This is a genomic window from Bacillus sp. AFS017336, from assembly GCF_002555445.1.
In the GTDB taxonomy this organism is placed as follows: Bacteria; Bacillota; Bacilli; order Bacillales; family Bacillaceae_G; genus Gottfriedia.
On the sequence record NZ_NUCO01000021.1, the window covers coordinates 333,448 to 351,731 of the forward strand.

The 18,284-nt window shown below is 34.1% G+C and carries 16 protein-coding genes; all 16 read left to right on the forward strand.

Annotated elements, in window-relative coordinates; all coding sequences use genetic code 11:
• The first annotated feature begins 23 nt into the window (after nucleotides 1-23).
• The 16 genes from smc (at nucleotide 24) to topA (ending at nucleotide 18,244) form a co-directional block, all read left to right on the forward strand.
• On the forward strand, nucleotides 24-3,596 hold the full coding sequence (gene smc / locus CN601_RS13430; protein WP_098171313.1) for a chromosome segregation protein SMC: 3,573 nt from the start codon (nucleotides 24-26) through the stop codon (nucleotides 3,594-3,596).
• A gap of 14 nt (nucleotides 3,597-3,610) precedes the next feature.
• Nucleotides 3,611-4,606, forward strand: a complete 996-nt coding sequence (gene ftsY / locus CN601_RS13435) for a signal recognition particle-docking protein FtsY (protein WP_098117501.1) — start codon at nucleotides 3,611-3,613, stop codon at nucleotides 4,604-4,606.
• A 182-nt stretch (nucleotides 4,607-4,788) separates the two neighbouring features.
• Nucleotides 4,789-5,121 carry a putative DNA-binding protein gene (locus CN601_RS13440; RefSeq protein ID WP_098117769.1) on the forward strand — a complete coding sequence of 111 codons (333 nt, stop codon included), beginning with the start codon at nucleotides 4,789-4,791 and terminating at the stop codon, nucleotides 5,119-5,121.
• Nucleotides 5,122-5,137: 16 nt separating this feature from the next.
• A complete protein-coding gene (gene ffh, locus CN601_RS13445; protein WP_098117500.1) occupies nucleotides 5,138-6,481 on the forward strand; it encodes a signal recognition particle protein in 1,344 nt (447 codons plus the stop codon).
• Nucleotides 6,482-6,616: 135 nt separating this feature from the next.
• Complete coding sequence (rpsP, locus tag CN601_RS13450; RefSeq protein WP_025569022.1) at nucleotides 6,617-6,889, forward strand: 30S ribosomal protein S16; 273 nt, start codon at nucleotides 6,617-6,619, stop codon at nucleotides 6,887-6,889.
• Nucleotides 6,890-6,903: 14 nt separating this feature from the next.
• A complete protein-coding gene (locus CN601_RS13455; protein WP_098171348.1) occupies nucleotides 6,904-7,131 on the forward strand; it encodes a KH domain-containing protein in 228 nt (75 codons plus the stop codon).
• A 117-nt stretch (nucleotides 7,132-7,248) separates the two neighbouring features.
• On the forward strand, nucleotides 7,249-7,764 hold the full coding sequence (rimM, locus tag CN601_RS13460) for a ribosome maturation factor RimM (protein WP_098171314.1): 516 nt from the start codon (nucleotides 7,249-7,251) through the stop codon (nucleotides 7,762-7,764).
• Nucleotides 7,764-8,510 carry a tRNA (guanosine(37)-N1)-methyltransferase TrmD gene (trmD, locus tag CN601_RS13465; protein WP_098171349.1) on the forward strand — a complete coding sequence of 249 codons (747 nt, stop codon included), beginning with the start codon at nucleotides 7,764-7,766 and terminating at the stop codon, nucleotides 8,508-8,510. The genes rimM and trmD overlap by 1 nt, the downstream gene beginning before the upstream one ends.
• A gap of 129 nt (nucleotides 8,511-8,639) precedes the next feature.
• Nucleotides 8,640-8,984, forward strand: coding sequence for a 50S ribosomal protein L19 (rplS, locus tag CN601_RS13470; RefSeq protein WP_025569026.1), 345 nt, complete (start codon nucleotides 8,640-8,642; stop codon nucleotides 8,982-8,984).
• Nucleotides 8,985-9,140: 156 nt separating this feature from the next.
• The gene (gene lepB, locus CN601_RS13475) at nucleotides 9,141-9,695 is read left to right on the forward strand and encodes a signal peptidase I (RefSeq protein WP_098117498.1); all 555 of its coding nucleotides are present in this window, start codon (nucleotides 9,141-9,143) and stop codon (nucleotides 9,693-9,695) included.
• A gap of 46 nt (nucleotides 9,696-9,741) precedes the next feature.
• Nucleotides 9,742-10,641, forward strand: coding sequence for a ribosome biogenesis GTPase YlqF (gene ylqF, locus CN601_RS13480; protein WP_098171315.1), 900 nt, complete (start codon nucleotides 9,742-9,744; stop codon nucleotides 10,639-10,641).
• Nucleotides 10,642-10,698: 57 nt separating this feature from the next.
• The gene (locus tag CN601_RS13485) at nucleotides 10,699-11,475 is read left to right on the forward strand and encodes a ribonuclease HII (protein WP_098117496.1); all 777 of its coding nucleotides are present in this window, start codon (nucleotides 10,699-10,701) and stop codon (nucleotides 11,473-11,475) included.
• 1,419 nt (nucleotides 11,476-12,894) lie between these two features.
• Nucleotides 12,895-14,055 (forward strand): ADP-forming succinate--CoA ligase subunit beta, encoded by a 1,161-nt coding sequence (gene sucC / locus CN601_RS13495; RefSeq protein WP_098117495.1) that lies wholly within the window; start codon nucleotides 12,895-12,897, stop codon nucleotides 14,053-14,055.
• A gap of 16 nt (nucleotides 14,056-14,071) precedes the next feature.
• Entirely contained in the window at nucleotides 14,072-14,986 is a 915-nt protein-coding gene (gene sucD / locus CN601_RS13500) for a succinate--CoA ligase subunit alpha (protein WP_098117494.1), read from the forward strand.
• Nucleotides 14,987-15,044: 58 nt separating this feature from the next.
• A complete protein-coding gene (dprA, locus tag CN601_RS13505) occupies nucleotides 15,045-15,929 on the forward strand; it encodes a DNA-processing protein DprA (protein ID WP_098117493.1) in 885 nt (294 codons plus the stop codon).
• A 239-nt stretch (nucleotides 15,930-16,168) separates the two neighbouring features.
• Entirely contained in the window at nucleotides 16,169-18,244 is a 2,076-nt protein-coding gene (topA, locus tag CN601_RS13510; RefSeq protein WP_098171317.1) for a type I DNA topoisomerase, read from the forward strand.
• Nucleotides 18,245-18,284: the final 40 nt, after the last annotated feature.

The window sequence follows — 18,284 nt, forward strand, 5'->3', positions numbered from 1 at the left end:
TAAATCAAAAAGGGGGAATTCAGTTGTTCCTCAAACGACTAGATATAATTGGATTTAAATCATTCGCTCAGCGAGTTACGATAGATTTTGTAAAAGGTGTTACTGCAGTAGTAGGACCAAACGGAAGTGGTAAAAGTAATATTACAGATGCAATCAGATGGGTTCTAGGTGAGCAGTCTGTTAAATCATTGCGTGGAGCAAAAATGGAAGATATTATTTTTGCCGGCAGTGAAGGAAGAAAGCCTTTAAATTATGCAGAGGTTACGCTCACATTAGATAATGAAGATCAGCAATTACCACTTGAATATAGTGAAGTAAGTGTAACAAGACGAGTTTACCGTTCGGGTGATAGTGATTTTTATATTAATAAACAATCATGTCGATTAAAAGATATTATTGATTTATTTATGGATTCTGGACTAGGGAGAGAAGCGTTCTCTATTATCTCTCAAGGAAAGGTCGAAGAAATTTTAAGTAGTAAGCCGGAAGATCGAAGAGGGATTTTTGAAGAAGCGGCTGGAGTTTTAAAGTATAAAACTCGAAAGAAAAAAGCTGAAGCGAAATTATTTGAAACACAAGAAAATTTAAATCGTGTGGATGATATTTTATTTGAATTAGGTTCTCAAATAGAACCACTGCGTATGCAGGCTTCAATTGCAAAAGAATACATAGAACATAGAGATGAGTTAGAGAAGGTTGAAGCTGCTCTATTAGTATACGAAATTGAATCGCTCCATCAAAAATGGGAAGAGTTAAAAAAAGAAATTGCACAAAATTCTGATATCGAAATCTCATTATCGACGGAGATTTCAATAGATGAATCAAAGCAACATGAATTACAAGACAAATTAACTGCATTAGATGAGTCGATTGATCAATTGCAACAAGTCTTATTAACCGTAACGAAAAACTTGGAAAAATATGAAGGTCAGAAAGAGTTAATGAAGGAACGAAAAAGAAATACTTCGACTCAATCTGAACAATTAAGAAAACAAGTAGATGAAGTTACTGAACAAATTAACGTGACTAAAATATTAATCGAAACTGAAAAAGCACAAGAAAAATTATCTCGTCAAAATGTAAATAAAACTAAAACGAGTATTGTTGACATTCAAAATGAAATTACTTCCTATGAGGGAGATATTGAAGAACAAATCGAATTGATTAAATCAGATTATATCGAACTCTTAAATAATCAAGCATCGATTAAAAATGAAAAAACAATGCTCGAAAAACAAAGTCAACAATTCTCTATAAAATCGAGTCGATTAGATGTAGAAAATGAAAAATACATTCGTCAAAGAGAAGAATTACAACATAGAAAAACAGAATTGCTTAATGAGAAACAACAAGTTGATCTTAATTTTCAAGCATTAAATGAAAAATTTGAATCTTCAACTATTCAACTTCAGGAAACTACAGATGTATTAAAGGAAAAAGAAGAATTATTATCTAAAGCTTATCAATTTATTCAACAAACAAAATCACGTAAAGAAACTCTTGAAGAACTTCAAGAAGACTTTGCTGGGTTTAATCAAGGCGTTAAAGAAATTTTAAAAGCAAGAGGCACGAGATTAGAAGGTATTAAAGGTGCAATTGCTGAACTTATTTCAACGAATAAACAATATGAAACTGCGATTGAAATTGCGCTAGGTGCGGCTACACAACAAATTGTTGTACAAAATGATGAGCATGCTAGAAGAGCAATTCAATTTTTAAAGCAGCAACGACTTGGTCGAGCTACATTCTTACCAATGAATATTGTGAAAGCTCGTTCTGTGCCATCAAATCTAATTGATAGCTTAAAAAGAAATCCTTCTTTCATCGGCGTTGCTTCATCGCTAGTTAGTTATTCAAATGAATATGAACAAGTAGTTCAAAATTTACTTGGGACTGTTTTAATAGCTCAAGATTTAAAGAGTGCCAATGAACTTGCTAAGCTCGTTGGTCATCGTTATCGCTTTGTCACGCTTGAAGGTGATGTTGTCAATCCGGGTGGTGCTATGACCGGTGGTGCAGTACGAACAACAAATGCCTCACTTATTGGGAGACAAAGAGAGTTAGAGGAAATAACGATTAAGCTTGATGATATGCAGGAAAAGACTACTTCAGTAGAACGTGAAGTCCAAACACTTAAAGCGTTGTATCAAGAAAAAACTACTGAAGCCCAAAGCTTAAATGGTGAAATGCATTCGGTTAAGCAAGTAATTGATTCGATTATGGAACAATTAAGAAGTATCGAATTTCAAGAAAAAAATATCAATGATGCTTTAGCAATCTATGATTTAGAAATGGGTAGCTCAGCAAGTGATTTAATAAAGGTAAAAGACCGTCTAGGGGAATTAGCAACATTAGAAGCTAATATAAAACAAGAGATTATTACCAAAGAGCAGAAGATTAATGAATTAACTGAACGTAAACTAAATCAAAAAGAAATAAAAGATGAATTACAATCAAAGTTAACAAGTTTTAAAATTTCGCTCGCACAGGAAGAACAAAAATTAAGTTATAGTATCGAACGAATTCGTCAATTTGAAGAAAATGAGTTAAAACAAAAGCAGGTTCTTGAAGAAACAAGGGACAAAATTATTTTCTTATCAAGCGAACTTATGACAAATGAAAATGGTAAGGAAGAATTGGAGAAAATAATTTCTGAAACTCGAAATGAATTTTCAAAAACAACTGAAATCATTTCGAAACGTCGAGAGCAACGAATTGCTTACCAAACTGAGTTAGAAGATTATGTTCAGTCTTTACGTGAAAAGCAACGTCAATATAAATCACTTTCTGATTTGTTAAAGCAACAAGAAGTAAATAGTAATCGACTTGATGTTGAATTAGAAAACCGCCTACAACAACTGAATGTTACGTATATGACGACTTATGAAGCGGCAAAAGTAAAATATACATTAGAAATGACAGTTGATGAGGCAAGTAAGCGAGTAAAACTTTTAAAACGTTCAATCGAAGAACTAGGTACTGTTAATATCGGTGCAATTGATGAGTATGAACGAGTTTCTGAGCGTCATGATTTTCTACAGGAACAAAGAACTGATTTAAACGAAGCTAAAACTACACTTTACAATGTAATCAGTGAAATGGATGAAGAAATGACGAAGCGCTTTGAATCAAGTTTTTCCGCAATTCGTGAAAAATTCCAAGTCGTCTTTACACAACTGTTTGGTGGAGGCCGAGCGGATTTAATACTGACGGATGCAGAAAACTTATTATTAACAGGTGTTGATATAGTCGCGCAGCCACCAGGTAAAAAACTTCAAAATTTAAGTCTTTTATCTGGCGGTGAGAGAGCACTTACGGCAATCGCATTATTGTTTGCCATTTTACAAGTTCGTCCAGTACCTTTCTGTGTACTTGATGAGGTTGAAGCTGCACTAGACGAAGCCAATGTAGCTCGATTTGCAAAATTCCTAAAATACTTTAGTGAACAAACGCAGTTTATTGTCATAACACACCGTAAAGGAACGATGGAAGAATGTGATGTGCTATACGGAGTAACAATGCAAGAATACGGTGTTTCAACTCTTGTATCTGTCCGTTTAGATGAAGGTGAAGCATTGCTATCGAATGGTAATTAGAAAGGATTGAAATTATGAGCTTTTTTAAGAAATTAAAAGAAACAATCTCAAAGCAAACTGAGTCAGTGACTCAAAAATTTAAATCTGGATTAGAGAAGTCTAGAAATAATCTTACAGATGGTTTAAATGATTTATTTGCTAGATACCGTAAAGTAGACGAAGATTTTTTTGAAGAGCTTGAAGAAATTTTAATTATGGCTGATGTTGGCGTAAACACAGTAATGGAATTAGTCGAAGAATTAAAATATGAAGTAAAGCGAAAAAATATTCAAGATCCAAAAGCTGTTCAAGAAGTAATTTCTGAAAAATTAGTTGAATTGTATAAAGGTGACGATTTAACTGAGGATTCATTTGAAATCAACATGAATCCAGATGGTTTAACAGTTGTTTTATTCGTTGGTGTTAACGGTGTAGGTAAAACAACTTCGATTGGAAAAATCGCACATAAACTGAAATCTGATGGCAAAAAAGTATTGCTTGCAGCAGGTGACACATTTAGAGCTGGTGCAATTGATCAATTAGAAGTTTGGGGAAATCGTGTCGGTGTTGAAACAATTAAACAAGGTGAAGGTTCAGACCCTGCAGCGGTAATGTTCGACGCGGTACAAGCTGCAAAAGCTCGTAAAGTAGATGTATTACTTTGCGATACAGCTGGGCGATTGCAAAACAAAGTAAACTTAATGAAAGAACTAGAAAAAGTACGTAACGTTATTGCTAGGGAAGTACCAGGAGCACCTCATGAAGTTTTACTTGTTATTGATGCAACAACTGGTCAAAATGGCCTTGTTCAAGCAAAAACATTCTCCGAAGCAACAAATGTAACGGGAATTGTCTTAACGAAACTAGACGGAACTGCAAAAGGCGGTATTGTATTAGCAATCCGAAACGAACTAAAAGTACCAGTGAAATTCGTTGGGCTAGGAGAACAAATGGACGATCTACAACCATTCCAAGCAGAACAATTCGTATATGGACTATTTGGTGATTTAATTAGTAAGGAACAAGCATAATGCTAAATTAGGTACAAATTGGAAGGGCGGTAAAACGAGGTTATCTTTTCTTGATCCCGCGCTTCCTAAAACTTGAAGTAACGTCAAGTAAAAAACTTGACAGAAGTTTAGCTTTTAGGTAAACTAGCATATGTAAAGGCAATTCACTTAACAAAGGAGTGATAGTTTTGGCAGATCATACCATGTTAGATAAGACGATGAGAATAAATTATCTATATGATTTTTATCAATCTCTTTTAACTCCAAAACAACAAAACTATATGTCACTATATTATTTAGATGACTATTCTTTAGGTGAGATTGCAGAAGAGTTTAGCATTAGTAGACAGGCGGTTTATGATAATATAAAGCGAACTGAAGCAATGCTAGAAGAGTATGAAGAGAAATTATTACTTCTAAAAAAATTTCAACAACGAAATGAAATATTAAATCAATTGAAAACTTACGCTGAAAAGAGTAAAGTTGTAGATAACGATTTTCTTCGATTAATCGATGCGTTAGAGAAATTAGAATAATAAGGAGGACGGTTTTATGGCATTTGAAGGATTAGCCGACCGACTTCAAAAGACATTACAAAAGGTTCGAGGCAAAGGTAAAGTATCTGAATCTGATGTCAAGGAAATGATGAGAGAAGTTCGTCTTGCGTTACTAGAGGCGGATGTTAACTTTAAAGTTGTTAAAGATTTTGTGAAACGTGTTTCTGAACGAGCTGTTGGACAAGAAGTATTACAAAGCTTAACGCCTGGTCAACATGTTGTTAAAGTAGTTCAAGAAGAACTAACTGCATTAATGGGTGGAGAACAAAGCAAAATTGCTGTTGCAAATCGCCCGCCGACTGTTATTATGATGGTTGGTTTACAAGGTGCTGGTAAAACAACTACGACTGGTAAATTAGCTAATTTACTTCGCAAAAAGTATAATCGTAATCCGCTTTTAGTTGCAGCAGATATTTATCGTCCTGCAGCGATTAAACAGCTACAAACTTTAGGTAAACAGTTAGATATGCCAGTGTTTTCATTAGGCGATCAAGTAAGTCCAGTTGAAATTGCGAAACAAGCAATTCAACATGCAAAGGATGAACATCTTGATTATGTTCTAATTGATACTGCCGGTCGTTTACATATTGACGAAGGTTTAATGGAAGAACTTGCACAAATTAAAGAACTTTCTAAACCTGAAGAAATCTTCCTAGTTGTTGATGCAATGACAGGACAAGATGCAGTCAATGTGGCACAAAGTTTTAATGAACAATTAGGTTTAACTGGAGTTGTTCTAACAAAGCTTGACGGCGACACTCGTGGTGGTGCTGCTTTATCAATTCGTGCAGTTACAAATACTCCAATTAAATTTGTTGGACTTGGTGAGAAACTAGATGCAATTGAGCCGTTCCATCCAGAACGAATGGCATCACGTATTCTAGGTATGGGTGATGTGCTTACTCTAATTGAAAAAGCACAAGAAAACGTAGACCAAGAAAAAGCAAAAGAAATGGAACAAAAATTAAGAAATGCATCTTTTACTTTGGATGATTTCTTAGACCAACTTTCCCAAGTTAAAAAAATGGGTCCACTTGGCGATATTTTAAAAATGATGCCAGGTGCAAACAAAATAAAAGGGTTGAATGATCTGCAAATTGACGATAAACAAATCGCTCATGTAGAGGCAATTATTCAATCGATGACAAAACAGGAAAAGCTTACACCAGATATCATTAACTCTAGTCGCAGAAAGCGAATAGCTAAAGGATCTGGGCGTCCTGTTCAAGAAATAAACCGTTTATTAAAACAGTTTGAAGAGATGAAAAAAATGATGAAAATGATGGGCGGTATGCAAAAAGGGAAGAAGAAGGGTTTCAAATTTCCGGGCTTATTCTAATCTTTTTGTATAATTTTCCAACATTTAAACATCATTTAATAAAAAATTATGCTGTTAAGAAATTTTACTTTACAAACAGTATTGGTTTTTGATAATATATAAAACGTTGTAAATATTTTCGGAGGTGCTTTAAAAATGGCAGTTAAAATTCGTTTAAAACGTATGGGAGCAAAAAAATCTCCTTTTTATCGTGTAGTAGTAGCAGATGCTCGTTCTCCTCGTGACGGACGCTTCATCGAGGAAATTGGAACTTACAATCCAGTTGCTCAACCAGCTGAAATCAAAATCAATGAAGAAGCAGCATTAAAATGGTTAGGAACAGGTGCTAAACCATCTGATACAGTTCGTAACTTATTCTCTAAAGCTGGTATCTTAGAGAAATTCCACAACGCTCGCAACGGCAAGTAATTATGGAAAAAAAGATGAATACACTCATCAATGCAATTGTTTCAAGTCTTGTAGATCATCCAGAGGATATTTCACTTCAAGTAAAAGAAGATGAGAACAATCTATTCTTTCATTTACAGGTAAGCCCTGAAGATGCTGGTAGAGTGATTGGCAAACATGGTAAAATTGCTAAAGCGATTCGTACGGTTGTTTACGCAGCAAGTAATGAACACGCAAAACGTATTCACTTAGATATTCAGTAATGTAAGACGGTCCTTGGCTATAGCTAAGGGCCGTTTTCAACATTAGTAGACATATATGCAACCTGAATGGTAAAACTAACTATAAACTTAAGAAATTTTATATATAGAGGTAATCGAATGGAAAAATATTTAAATGTCGGAAAAATTGTAAATACTCATGGAATTCGTGGAGAGGTTCGCGTTATTTCAAGAACTGATTTTCCTGAGAAACGTTACAAAAAAGGAAATTCACTTTATTTATTTAAAGAAAATGAAACTACACCAATTAAATTAATCGTAACGAGTCACCGTGTACATAAAAACTTTGATTTACTTACATTTGAAGGGTATGAGTCATTAAACTCAGTTGAGCCACTGAAAAATGGAGTATTAAAGATAACTGAAGACCAACTACATGATTTAGATAAAAATGAATACTATTACCACGAGATTATTGGTTGTGTAGTTGAAACAATTGATGGAGAAGAAATAGGTAAGATAAAAGAAATACTATCTCCAGGAGCGAATGATGTTTGGGTTATTCAAAGGAAAGGCCAAAAGGATGCGCTTATTCCATATATTGAACAAATTGTCAAAGAAGTAGATGTAACGAATAAAAAAGTTAAAATCGAATTAATGGAAGGTCTATTATGATGAAATTAGACTTTTTAACACTTTTTCCGGAAATGTTTGAGGGAGTATTAAACTCCTCAATATTAAAAAAAGCGCAAGAAAAAGAAGCAGTCCAATTCCGTTGCGTTAATTTTAGAGATTTTTCGACTAATAAACATTCAAATGTTGATGATTATCCTTATGGCGGGGGCGCAGGTATGGTACTTGCTCCTCAGCCGATTTTTGACGCTGTGGATGAATTAGTATCTAAAAGTGAAAATAAGCCTAGAGTCGTCCTTTTATGCCCTCAAGGAGAGAGATTTAATCAACGTAAAGCTGAAGAGCTTTCGAAAGAAGATCATTTAATCTTTATTTGTGGTCATTATGAAGGCTATGATGAGCGAATTCGTGAGCATGTCGTAACAGATGAAATCTCAATCGGTGATTATGTACTAACTGGTGGTGAACTTGGGGCTATGGTAATTGCTGATAGCGTTGTTCGTTTATTGCCTGGTGTACTAGGAAATACAACTTCAAAAATAGAAGATTCATTTAGTACAGGATTATTAGAACATCCACATTATACAAGACCTGCTGATTTTAGAGGACATAAAGTGCCGGACGTATTATTATCTGGAAATCATGCTCTTATTGAGGAATGGCGTACAAAACAATCTTTTAAACGAACTTTAACACGTCGTCCAGATCTACTTAAGGACTACACTTTATCTGAAAAAGAGTCTAGATGGATTGAGCAAGTTAAAGAAGAATTAAAACAAGAAAACTAGTTGCACGCACTAAAAGAATATGTTAATATAACTTGTGGCTTAAGTTAATACTTAAGCCTTTATTCTCGGTGTTCCGCTGCGAGCAATGTATCTTGTAAGAGCATCGGTTGGAAAAGGAGCGCATAAACTATGCAAAATTTAATCAACGAAATTACAAAAGAACAACTAAGAACTGACTTACCAGCATTCCGTCCTGGTGATACTGTACGAGTTCACGTTAAAGTTGTTGAGGGTACTCGTGAGCGTATCCAATTATTCGAAGGTGTAGTTATTAAACGTCGTGGTGGCGGAATTAGCGAAACTTTCACAGTTCGTAAAATTTCTTACGGAGTTGGTGTTGAACGTACGTTCCCAATTCACACTCCAAAAATTGCTAAATTAGACGTTGTTCGTCGCGGTAAAGTACGTCGTGCTAAACTTTACTACCTACGTGCACTTACTGGTAAAAAAGCAAGAATTAAAGAACTTCGATAGTCTTTTGAAAGGAGCTTGTATAAAACAAGCTCCTTTTTTTCCAATAAATGTAGATTATGGATATAATAAAAAGTAAAATAGAATACATAAATAAAGGTTTTAACTTTTGTAAGGTTAATACTTCAAAACGTATGGTTATAATTGGAGGGATTTAGGTTGAAAGAAAGCAATAGTGGTGGAATTTGGGAATTAGTTAAAACAATCTTTATTGCGCTTGTACTTGCACTTGGTATTCGAACATTCCTTTTTACACCGGTTTTAGTTGACGGTATCTCAATGATGCCAACATTACAAGATCAAAGTAGAATGATTGTAAATAAAATTGTTTACAAGATTCATGAACCAAAACGTTTTGATATTGTAGTCTTCCATGCTACTAAGGAAAAAGATTATATTAAACGTGTAATCGGCTTACCAGGTGACACAGTTGAATATAGAAATGATGTTCTATATGTTAACGGTAAACCGTATAAAGAACCATATTTGAATGAATATAAAAAAGAAACGAAAGATGGTCCTCTAACGGAAGACTTTACGCTAGAAGAGATTACTGGCAAAAAGACTGTACCAAAAGGACAAGTATTCGTTTTAGGGGATAATCGTCGATTAAGTAAAGATAGTCGTATTATCGGAACGGTTAGTCAAAAAGAAATTTTAGGTCGAGCGAGCATTGTATTCTGGCCGATCTCTGAGGTTAAAATGGCAAAATAAGTGCCATATTAAACTTGAATATTTATTGCATAAAGAAGGTGGCAACATGACGATTCAATGGTTTCCAGGTCATATGGCAAAAGCTAGAAGGCAGGTTACTGAAAAGCTTTCATTAATTGATGTTGTAATTGAATTAGCGGATGCTAGAGTACCAGCAGCTTCAAGAAATCCAATGATCGATGAAATTATTTCAAATAAGCCTAGATTGCTTTTATTAAATAAAGCAGATTTAGCAGATCCAAGAAATACGCAGCAATGGTTAGCATATTATGAAAAGCAAGGAGTAATGGCTATTGCAATTGATGCAGCATCTGGACAAGGATTAAAAGCAATTATTAGTTCGTGTGAAATTTTAGTTAAAGAGAAATTCGATAAAATGAGATCGAGAGGGATTAAACCTCGCGCTATTCGAGCTTTAATCGTAGGGATACCTAACGTAGGTAAATCGACTTTAATTAATAAGCTAGCACGCAAAAATATTGCTAAAACTGGTGACCGTCCCGGCGTAACACAAGCACAACAATGGATAAAAGTAGGAAAAGAAATTGAATTGCTTGATACACCAGGTATATTATGGCCAAAGTTTGAAGACCAAATTGTTGGTCTACGCTTAGCAACTACAGGGGCAATAAAAGACAGTATCATTAATTTACAAGAAGTAATGATCTATGCTATTAAATTCTTAAGAGAATATTATCCAAATGTATTAAAAGATCGATACGACATGAATGATGAAATTTTATTTTCTGAAAATGTAGTAGATGTTTTTGATCATATTGGGAAGAAACGTGGATTTTTAATGTCAGGCGGAATTATAGATTATGATAAAACATCTGATTTATTTTTACGTGAGCTAAGAGCTGGGAAATTAGGCAGATTAACATTTGAGAATCCTTCGATGCTTGAAGTGACTGATGAAATACTAGAAGAAAGTACGCATGAGTAAGCGTACTTTCTTCTTTTTTAATGAAATGGATAAAGTTAAAAAAGGAGTACAAAATTTATGTCACTGAAAATAGACGAAATAAAAAATAAATTAAATGAACTAATTGACCCAAGTAGTGAACTCTTAAAAGAATTTGAAAGTGATCAGCGAATTGGTGTGCAAAAGCTAGTTGCAAAATGGTATAGAGAACAAGAAAAAAAAGAGCAAGCTCGCTTGAAATTTTTAAAAATGATGGAATATGAAAAGAATCTATATATGCAAAATGTAAAATTAATTGCAGGTGTAGATGAGGTTGGAAGAGGGCCATTAGCAGGACCAGTAGTAGCAGCTGCAGTAATTTTAGCAGAAGATACAGAACTGATCGGCCTTGATGACTCAAAAAAATTATCAAAAGAGAAAAGACAATATTTCGTTAAACGAATTAAGGAAGAAGCAATTTCATATGGAATTGGTATGGCTAGCTCAAGCGAAATAGATGAAATCAATATTTATGAAGCAACAAAATTAGCAATGAGACGTGCAATAGAGCAACTTAAACATTCGCCTGAACATTTATTAATTGATGCAATGAAACTACCAATGGAAATTTCTCAAACATCAATCATTAAAGGTGATGCAACAAGCATAAGTATTGCAGCAGCATCTGTCCTTGCAAAAGAAACAAGGGATTCTTTAATGTGCGAACTAAGTTTAAAGCATCCAAACTACGGCTTTGAAAAGCATATGGGATATGGAACGAAAGAACATCTCCAAGCAATTGAAAAGCATGGAATAATCAATGAACATAGGAGATCATTTGCGCCTATAAAAGAACAAGTTAATTCTAATACATAAGAGTATAGAATAAGTAAAATTACGATTGCAAATCCTTAGTCAATTGAAGTATTTTGCTTTTTTAAATTAAACAAGTACCAGCGAAGGATTTTTTCAAAAAGATAACAAAGTATAAATTTTGAGGTGTACCACAGTTCTAAAAACTGTGGTATTTTTGCTGCTGCACTTTAAGCAAAAAAAGACAGAGGTTTATTTTTGCCTGGTTTTTATTAGTAGTATTTAAAGAAAGTACAAATAAAAATGTGAAACATGCAAACAAACATTTCGAACGTGCAAATAAGAGAATAGAAACTGCAAATAAAAGTGGAAGTGCAAATAAAAATAGGGAATCTGCAAATAAAAGCGATCAAACTGCAAATAAAATTAGCGAAACTGCAATTAAATTTGTGTGAGTCCTAACTTAAATATGATATTACCTATACGGGTTGGGGGTATTGAGAAGGTTTCAACGTAATTATTGGTCAAAAATAGCTATTTATAAATGGAAAATGTTATATTTGCTCTATTTCTTCCTAAACCGACTAAAAAATTTAGGAAATCTGCGATCAATTTAAAATATAGATTTAAAATCAACGATAAGTAAGAAACAGCTCTAAGATACCCTCCATTTTTCCGTATACAGGTACATCCTGAAAAAATATAAAAAAAGAAACCGCCCTTTTCAAAACCCTTAGGACAACCTCTTTTTATAAGAGACAAAAGGGGAGAAGAGGCAAATATGTTACTCATAAAGGGCCCATGAGTAAGTAAAATAGCAAAAAGAAGCAAAAGTGTTACTCATAGAAGTTTCATGAGTAAGTAAAATAGCAAAAAGAGGTAAATATGTTACTCATAAAAGGCTCATGAGTAACTAAAACAGCAAAAAGAAGCAAATATCTGACTCATAAAGGGGTCACCCTGAAGTAGAAATCAATCCCAGGAGAAACTTTGCCAAAAGTTTGATTATTAATCGACAAGAATATGTATAACAGAATGAAAACGAACCGTAACTTGGTTCGTTTTTTTACAAAAGATAAGAAAGTATAAATTTTGAGGTGTGCCACAGTTCTAAAAACTGTGGTATTTTTGCTGCTGTACTCTAAGCAAAAAATGACCAGGCGTTTTTTGTCCGGTTTTTCTTACATAATAACACATATAAATTGGCATCTATAAGTATTAGGGTAGCTACTCAAATGTGTTCGCAAATCGACGTTTTTTCTTTAATATTAAGAACGAATTTTCTTAATATTTACAAAAAACAAAATAAAAATTAATATTGTAATATGATAAACTGAATCATCTATTGTTTCTGAAAGGGTTTTCTATATAAAAACATATAATATTTAATTCTTTTCTACTAAAGTATTTACAGTATATTCTGTAAGAGATACAATAGGGATGTGTTTTAATTTGTCTTGTTCTAAAAGGGGAGGATGGATCATGAATATCCATGAGTATCAAGGGAAAGAAATCCTACGAAGCTATGGCGTAAAAGTACCAAATGGTAAAGTTGCATTCACAGTTGAAGAAGCAGTAGAAGCAGCAAAAGAATTAGGTACAGCTGTATGCGTAGTAAAAGCTCAAATTCACGCTGGTGGTCGCGGTAAAGCGGGCGGCGTAAAAGTAGCAAAAAATTTAGATGAAGTAAATACATATGCTAGTGAGATTCTAGGTAAAGTATTAGTTACTCATCAAACTGGACCAGAAGGTAAGGAAGTTAAGCGCTTACTTATCGAAGAAGGCTGCGATATTAAAAAAGAATATTATGTTGGTTTAGTTTTAGACCGCGCTACTTCACAAGTTGTATTAATGGCTTCTGAAGAAGGTGGAACTGAAATTGAAGAAGTAGCTGAAAAAACACCTGAAAAAATCTTTAAAGAGTATATTGATCCTGCAGTAGGTCTACAAGGCTTCCAAGCTCGTCGTATTGCGTTCAATATCAACATCCCTAGCAACTTAGTTAACAAAGCTGTAAAGTTCATGATGGGCTTATACAGTGCGTTTGTTGAAAAAGATTGCTCTATCGCTGAAATTAACCCTCTAGTAGTAACGGGTGATGGCGAAGTAATGGCATTAGATGCAAAGTTAAACTTTGACTCAAATGCTTTATATCGTCATGCTGATATTTTAGCTTACCGTGACTTAGAAGAAGAAGATCCAAAAGAAATCGAAGCTTCTAAGTACGACTTAAACTATATTTCTTTATACGGAAATATTGGTTGTATGGTTAATGGTGCAGGTCTTGCAATGGCTACAATGGACATCATTAAACATTACGGCGGAGACCCGGCTAACTTCCTTGATGTGGGGGGCGGTGCTACTGCAGAGAAAGTTACAGAAGCGTTTAAAATCATCCTTTCTGACCAAAATGTTAAAGGTATTTTTGTTAACATCTTCGGTGGCATCATGAAATGTGATGTTATTGCAGAAGGTGTAATCGAAGCTACAAAACAAGTTGGTTTACACTTACCATTAGTTGTTCGTTTAGAAGGAACGAATGTTGAATTAGGTAAGAAGATTCTTAATGAATCTGGCTTAAACATTGTTGCAGCGGATTCAATGGCTGATGGCGCTGAAAAAATCGTTGCACTTGTAGGCTAAGAAAGGGAGGATAAAAATGAGCGTATTTATTAATAAAGATACTAAAGTCATTGTACAAGGTATTACTGGTTCTCAAGGCTTATTCCATACTACACAAATGCTTGAGTATGGCACTAAAATTGTTGGCGGTGTAACTCCTGGTAAAGGTGGTACTGACATCGCTGGCGTACCTGTATTTAATACTGTTTCAGAAGCAGTAGCTACAACTGGTGCTAACGCATCTGTTATCTATGTACCACCTGCATTTGCTGCAGATGCGATCATGGAAGCTGTTGATGCTGAATTAGATATCGCTATTTGTATTACTGAAGGAATTCCTGTACTTGACATGGTAAAAGTTAAAAAGTATATGGAAGGCAAAAAAACTAGACTAGTTGGTCCAAACTGCCCAGGTGTTATTACTCCTGATGAGTGCAAAATTGGAATCATGCCTGGTTACATCCATAACAAAGGTCACGTAGGTATCGTATCTCGTTCTGGTACGTTAACTTATGAGGCTGTACATCAATTATCACAAGCAGGTGTAGGTCAATCTACAGCTGTAGGTATTGGTGGAGACCCAGTTAATGGAACAAACTTCATCGATGTTTTAAAAGCATTCAATGAAGATCCAGAAACTTATGCAGTTATTATGATTGGTGAAATCGGTGGAACTGCAGAAGAAGAAGCTGCTGAGTGGGTACAAGCTAATATGGCGAAACCAGTAGTAGGATTCATTGGCGGTCAAACAGCTCCAGAAGGTAAACGTATGGGCCATGCTGGTGCAATTATCGCAGGCGGTAAAGGTACTGCTAAAGAAAAAATGGCTACAATGGAAAGCTGTGGCATTAAAGTAGCTCTTACTCCAGCAGTAATGGGCGAAACTTTAATTAGTGTATTAAAAGAGCGTGGCTTATATGAACAATGTAAGACACACGAAGCTTTAGTATAAAATGTTAAATAAGTAGCCTCCATCTGGAGGCTACTTTTCTTAAAAGGAAGGAGAGTTTATGGGAAAGAAAATTCGACTGATTCATTTGCATCACTTTTTATTTGAAAATTATCAAGCGATCAAGAAAATTCTTCACTATGATCCAAACTTGGAAAACCTCTATCATTATTCACCTTCAATTTTTCAAACTACTTTTCAAATGTCTTCAAAAGCTGCGGAAAAATTATATAGTCAACTTCATTCATCTTCCATTCTTGATATTTTAAAAGAAAACTATAAAAAAAATATTAAAATTATTACAATTTATGATGATTTGTATCCTGATTTGCTAAAAGAAATTTGTGACCCTCCATATGTTTTATATTTAATAGGTAATCAAAATATCTTACATAAAAAATTTATGATCAGTATAATAGGTGCTAGAAAACCATCATTATTTGCGAATATAATTTGTCATTCATTAATAAAAGACTTAATGAAAGAAAATTGTGTAATTGTAAGTGGAATGGCAGCTGGTTGCGATTCTATTGCGCATAAATCAACTATTTTCCATAATGGAACGACGGTTGCAGTTGTAGGATGTGGGTTAGACTATATTTATCCGAAGGAAAATCGTAACTTATTTGATGAAATAGCTAATAAGCATTTAATTATTAGTGAATATCCCTATTATATTAAACCAGAAAAAAGGTATTTTCCTAGAAGAAATAGAATTATTGCAGGATTATCAAAAGGTTTAATCGTATTAGAGGCAAATGAGAAAAGTGGCACGATGATCACAGCAAATTTTGCAATTCAATATAATCGAGAGGTATTTGCTGTGCCAGGTCCGATTATAATGGAAGAATATAAAGGAAATCATCGTTTAATTCAGGATGGAGCGAAGTTAATTACTTGTACAAATGATATTTTAGAGGAATTTAAGGAATATACTAAAAAATAAAAAAATATGTTTATATTACAAAAAATTGACAATACTATTGCAACTTGTGTTATTTTATATCTAAATAAAATTTGACTAATGTATAGAATAAACTATACAATTTGAAATTGTATGAAGGAAAATTAAAAATATAATTGAACTCTTCTTATTATGAAACTATTTGAGAATAAATAAGAATTAATGAAAGAAACAAGGAATACAGAGAGTAATGAATAGTAAACTCTCAGGAGGCTTAAAAGATGGCAGAAAATTTAGTGATAGTGGAGTCCCCTTCAAAGGCTAAAACAATTGAAAAGTACTTAGGTAAAAAATTTAAAGTAATTGCATCGATGGGACATGTTCGAGATTTACCTAAGAGCCAGATGGGGATTGAAATAGAAAACGATTACAACCCAAAATACATAACAATTCGCGGAAAAGGGCCAGTTTTAAAGGATTTAAGATCAGCTGCCAAAAAAGCAAAGAAAATATATCTAGCGGCCGATCCAGATCGTGAAGGAGAAGCAATTGCCTGGCACATTGCTAATACACTTAATATCGATACAAGTTCAGATTGTCGTGTAGTGTTTAATGAAATTACTAAAGACGCTATTAAAGAATCTTTTAAAAAACCTAGACCAATCAATATGAATTTAGTGGACGCACAACAAGCTCGACGCGTATTAGATCGTTTAGTAGGATATAACATTAGTCCATTACTATGGAAGAAAGTAAAAAAAGGGTTAAGTGCAGGTCGAGTTCAATCTGTCGCATTAAGACTGATTATTGAACGAGAAAAAGAAATTGAAATTTTCCAACCAGAAGAGTATTGGACAATTAAGAGTAAGGGAATTACAAAGAAAGAAGCATTTGATACTTTTTTTTACGGTGTTGATGGAAAAAAATTAGAATTAGGCTCAGAAGCTGAAGTAGAAAAAGTTTTATCACAAATAGAAGGTGATAGCTTCGAAGTTCAAAGTGTCACTAGAAAAGAACGTAAGCGTAATCCAGCAACCGCATTTACTACTTCTTTACTTCAACAAGAAGCGGCTAGAAAATTGAATATGCGCGCTAAGAAAACGATGATGATTGCCCAGCAATTATATGAAGGAATCTCTTTAGGTAGTGGAGGGCAAGTCGGATTAATCACTTACATGAGAACTGACTCGACACGTATTTCAGATGTTGCAATTGAAGAAGCAAAATCTTATATTGTTGAAACATACGGAGCTGATTTTGTTGCTACTAATAAAAAAAGTGAAAAAAAATCAGATAAAGTACAAGATGCACACGAAGCAATTAGGCCAACATCTACATTGCGTTCACCAGATACGATTAAAGCACATGTAAGCCGTGATCAATATCGACTATATAAATTAATATGGGAACGATTTGTTGCTAGTCAGATGTCATCAGCAGTGCTTGATACGGTTAAAGTTGATCTAACTAATAATAATGTAATATTTAGAGCAAATGGTTCTGTCGTTAAATTTCCCGGCTTTATGAAGGTTTATATTGAAAGTAATGATGATGGTACTGAGGAAAAAGATCGCTTACTTCCACCACTAGCTGAAGGTGAAAAGGTTAAAATGGAAGATATTTTACCTGAACAACATTTCACACAGCCACCACCACGTTATACAGAGGCAAGGCTAGTAAAAACGCTTGAAGAGGTAGGAATTGGTCGACCATCAACTTACGTACCAACATTAGAAACTATTCAAAAGCGTGGATATGTTTCCTTAGATAATAAACGATTTGTACCAACTGAACTTGGTCAAATAGTGTTTGATTTAGTCGTTGAATTTTTCCCAGAAGTCATTAATATTGAATTTACAGTTCAAATGGAAGGTGACCTTGATAAAATTGAAGACGGTAATGTGAATTGGATTCAAATCATTGATCAATTTTATAAAGGCTTTGAAAAACACTTAGAAATAGCAGAAAAAGAAATGCAAAAAGTTGAAATCAGAGATGAACCTGCTGGTGAAGATTGTGAACAATGTGGAAGCCCTATGGTATTTAAAATGGGTCGATACGGTAAGTTTATGGCATGTTCAAACTTCCCAGATTGTCGAAATACAAAAGCAATCGTAAAAGATATTGGCGTTAAATGTCCTACATGTAAAGACGGCAATATTATTGAACGTAAATCGAAAAAGAATCGAATTTTCTATGGATGCACGAATTATCCTGAATGTGAATTCTTATCATGGGATAAGCCAATTGGAAGACCTTGTCCGAAATGTGACAACTTATTAGTTGAAAAGAAAATGAAAAAAGGAATTCAAGTTCAATGTGTATCTTGTGATTACAAAGAGGATCAGCAAGTGTGATGTGAGCAATTAATTTGCTCACTTTTACTTTTCATATCGA

Coding starts and splice junctions, on each gene's coding strand:
- ftsY (WP_098117501.1), top strand. CDS start 3,611: ATGAGCTTTTTTAAGAAATTAAAAGAAACAATCTCAAAGCAAACTGAG.
- CN601_RS13440 (WP_098117769.1), top strand. CDS start 4,789: ATGTTAGATAAGACGATGAGAATAAATTATCTATATGATTTTTATCAA.
- ffh (WP_098117500.1), top strand. CDS start 5,138: ATGGCATTTGAAGGATTAGCCGACCGACTTCAAAAGACATTACAAAAG.
- rpsP (WP_025569022.1), top strand. CDS start 6,617: ATGGCAGTTAAAATTCGTTTAAAACGTATGGGAGCAAAAAAATCTCCT.
- CN601_RS13455 (WP_098171348.1), top strand. CDS start 6,904: ATGAATACACTCATCAATGCAATTGTTTCAAGTCTTGTAGATCATCCA.
- rimM (WP_098171314.1), top strand. CDS start 7,249: ATGGAAAAATATTTAAATGTCGGAAAAATTGTAAATACTCATGGAATT.
- trmD (WP_098171349.1), top strand. CDS start 7,764: ATGAAATTAGACTTTTTAACACTTTTTCCGGAAATGTTTGAGGGAGTA.
- rplS (WP_025569026.1), top strand. CDS start 8,640: ATGCAAAATTTAATCAACGAAATTACAAAAGAACAACTAAGAACTGAC.
- ylqF (WP_098171315.1), top strand. CDS start 9,742: ATGACGATTCAATGGTTTCCAGGTCATATGGCAAAAGCTAGAAGGCAG.
- CN601_RS13485 (WP_098117496.1), top strand. CDS start 10,699: ATGTCACTGAAAATAGACGAAATAAAAAATAAATTAAATGAACTAATT.
- sucC (WP_098117495.1), top strand. CDS start 12,895: ATGAATATCCATGAGTATCAAGGGAAAGAAATCCTACGAAGCTATGGC.
- sucD (WP_098117494.1), top strand. CDS start 14,072: ATGAGCGTATTTATTAATAAAGATACTAAAGTCATTGTACAAGGTATT.
- dprA (WP_098117493.1), top strand. CDS start 15,045: ATGGGAAAGAAAATTCGACTGATTCATTTGCATCACTTTTTATTTGAA.
- topA (WP_098171317.1), top strand. CDS start 16,169: ATGGCAGAAAATTTAGTGATAGTGGAGTCCCCTTCAAAGGCTAAAACA.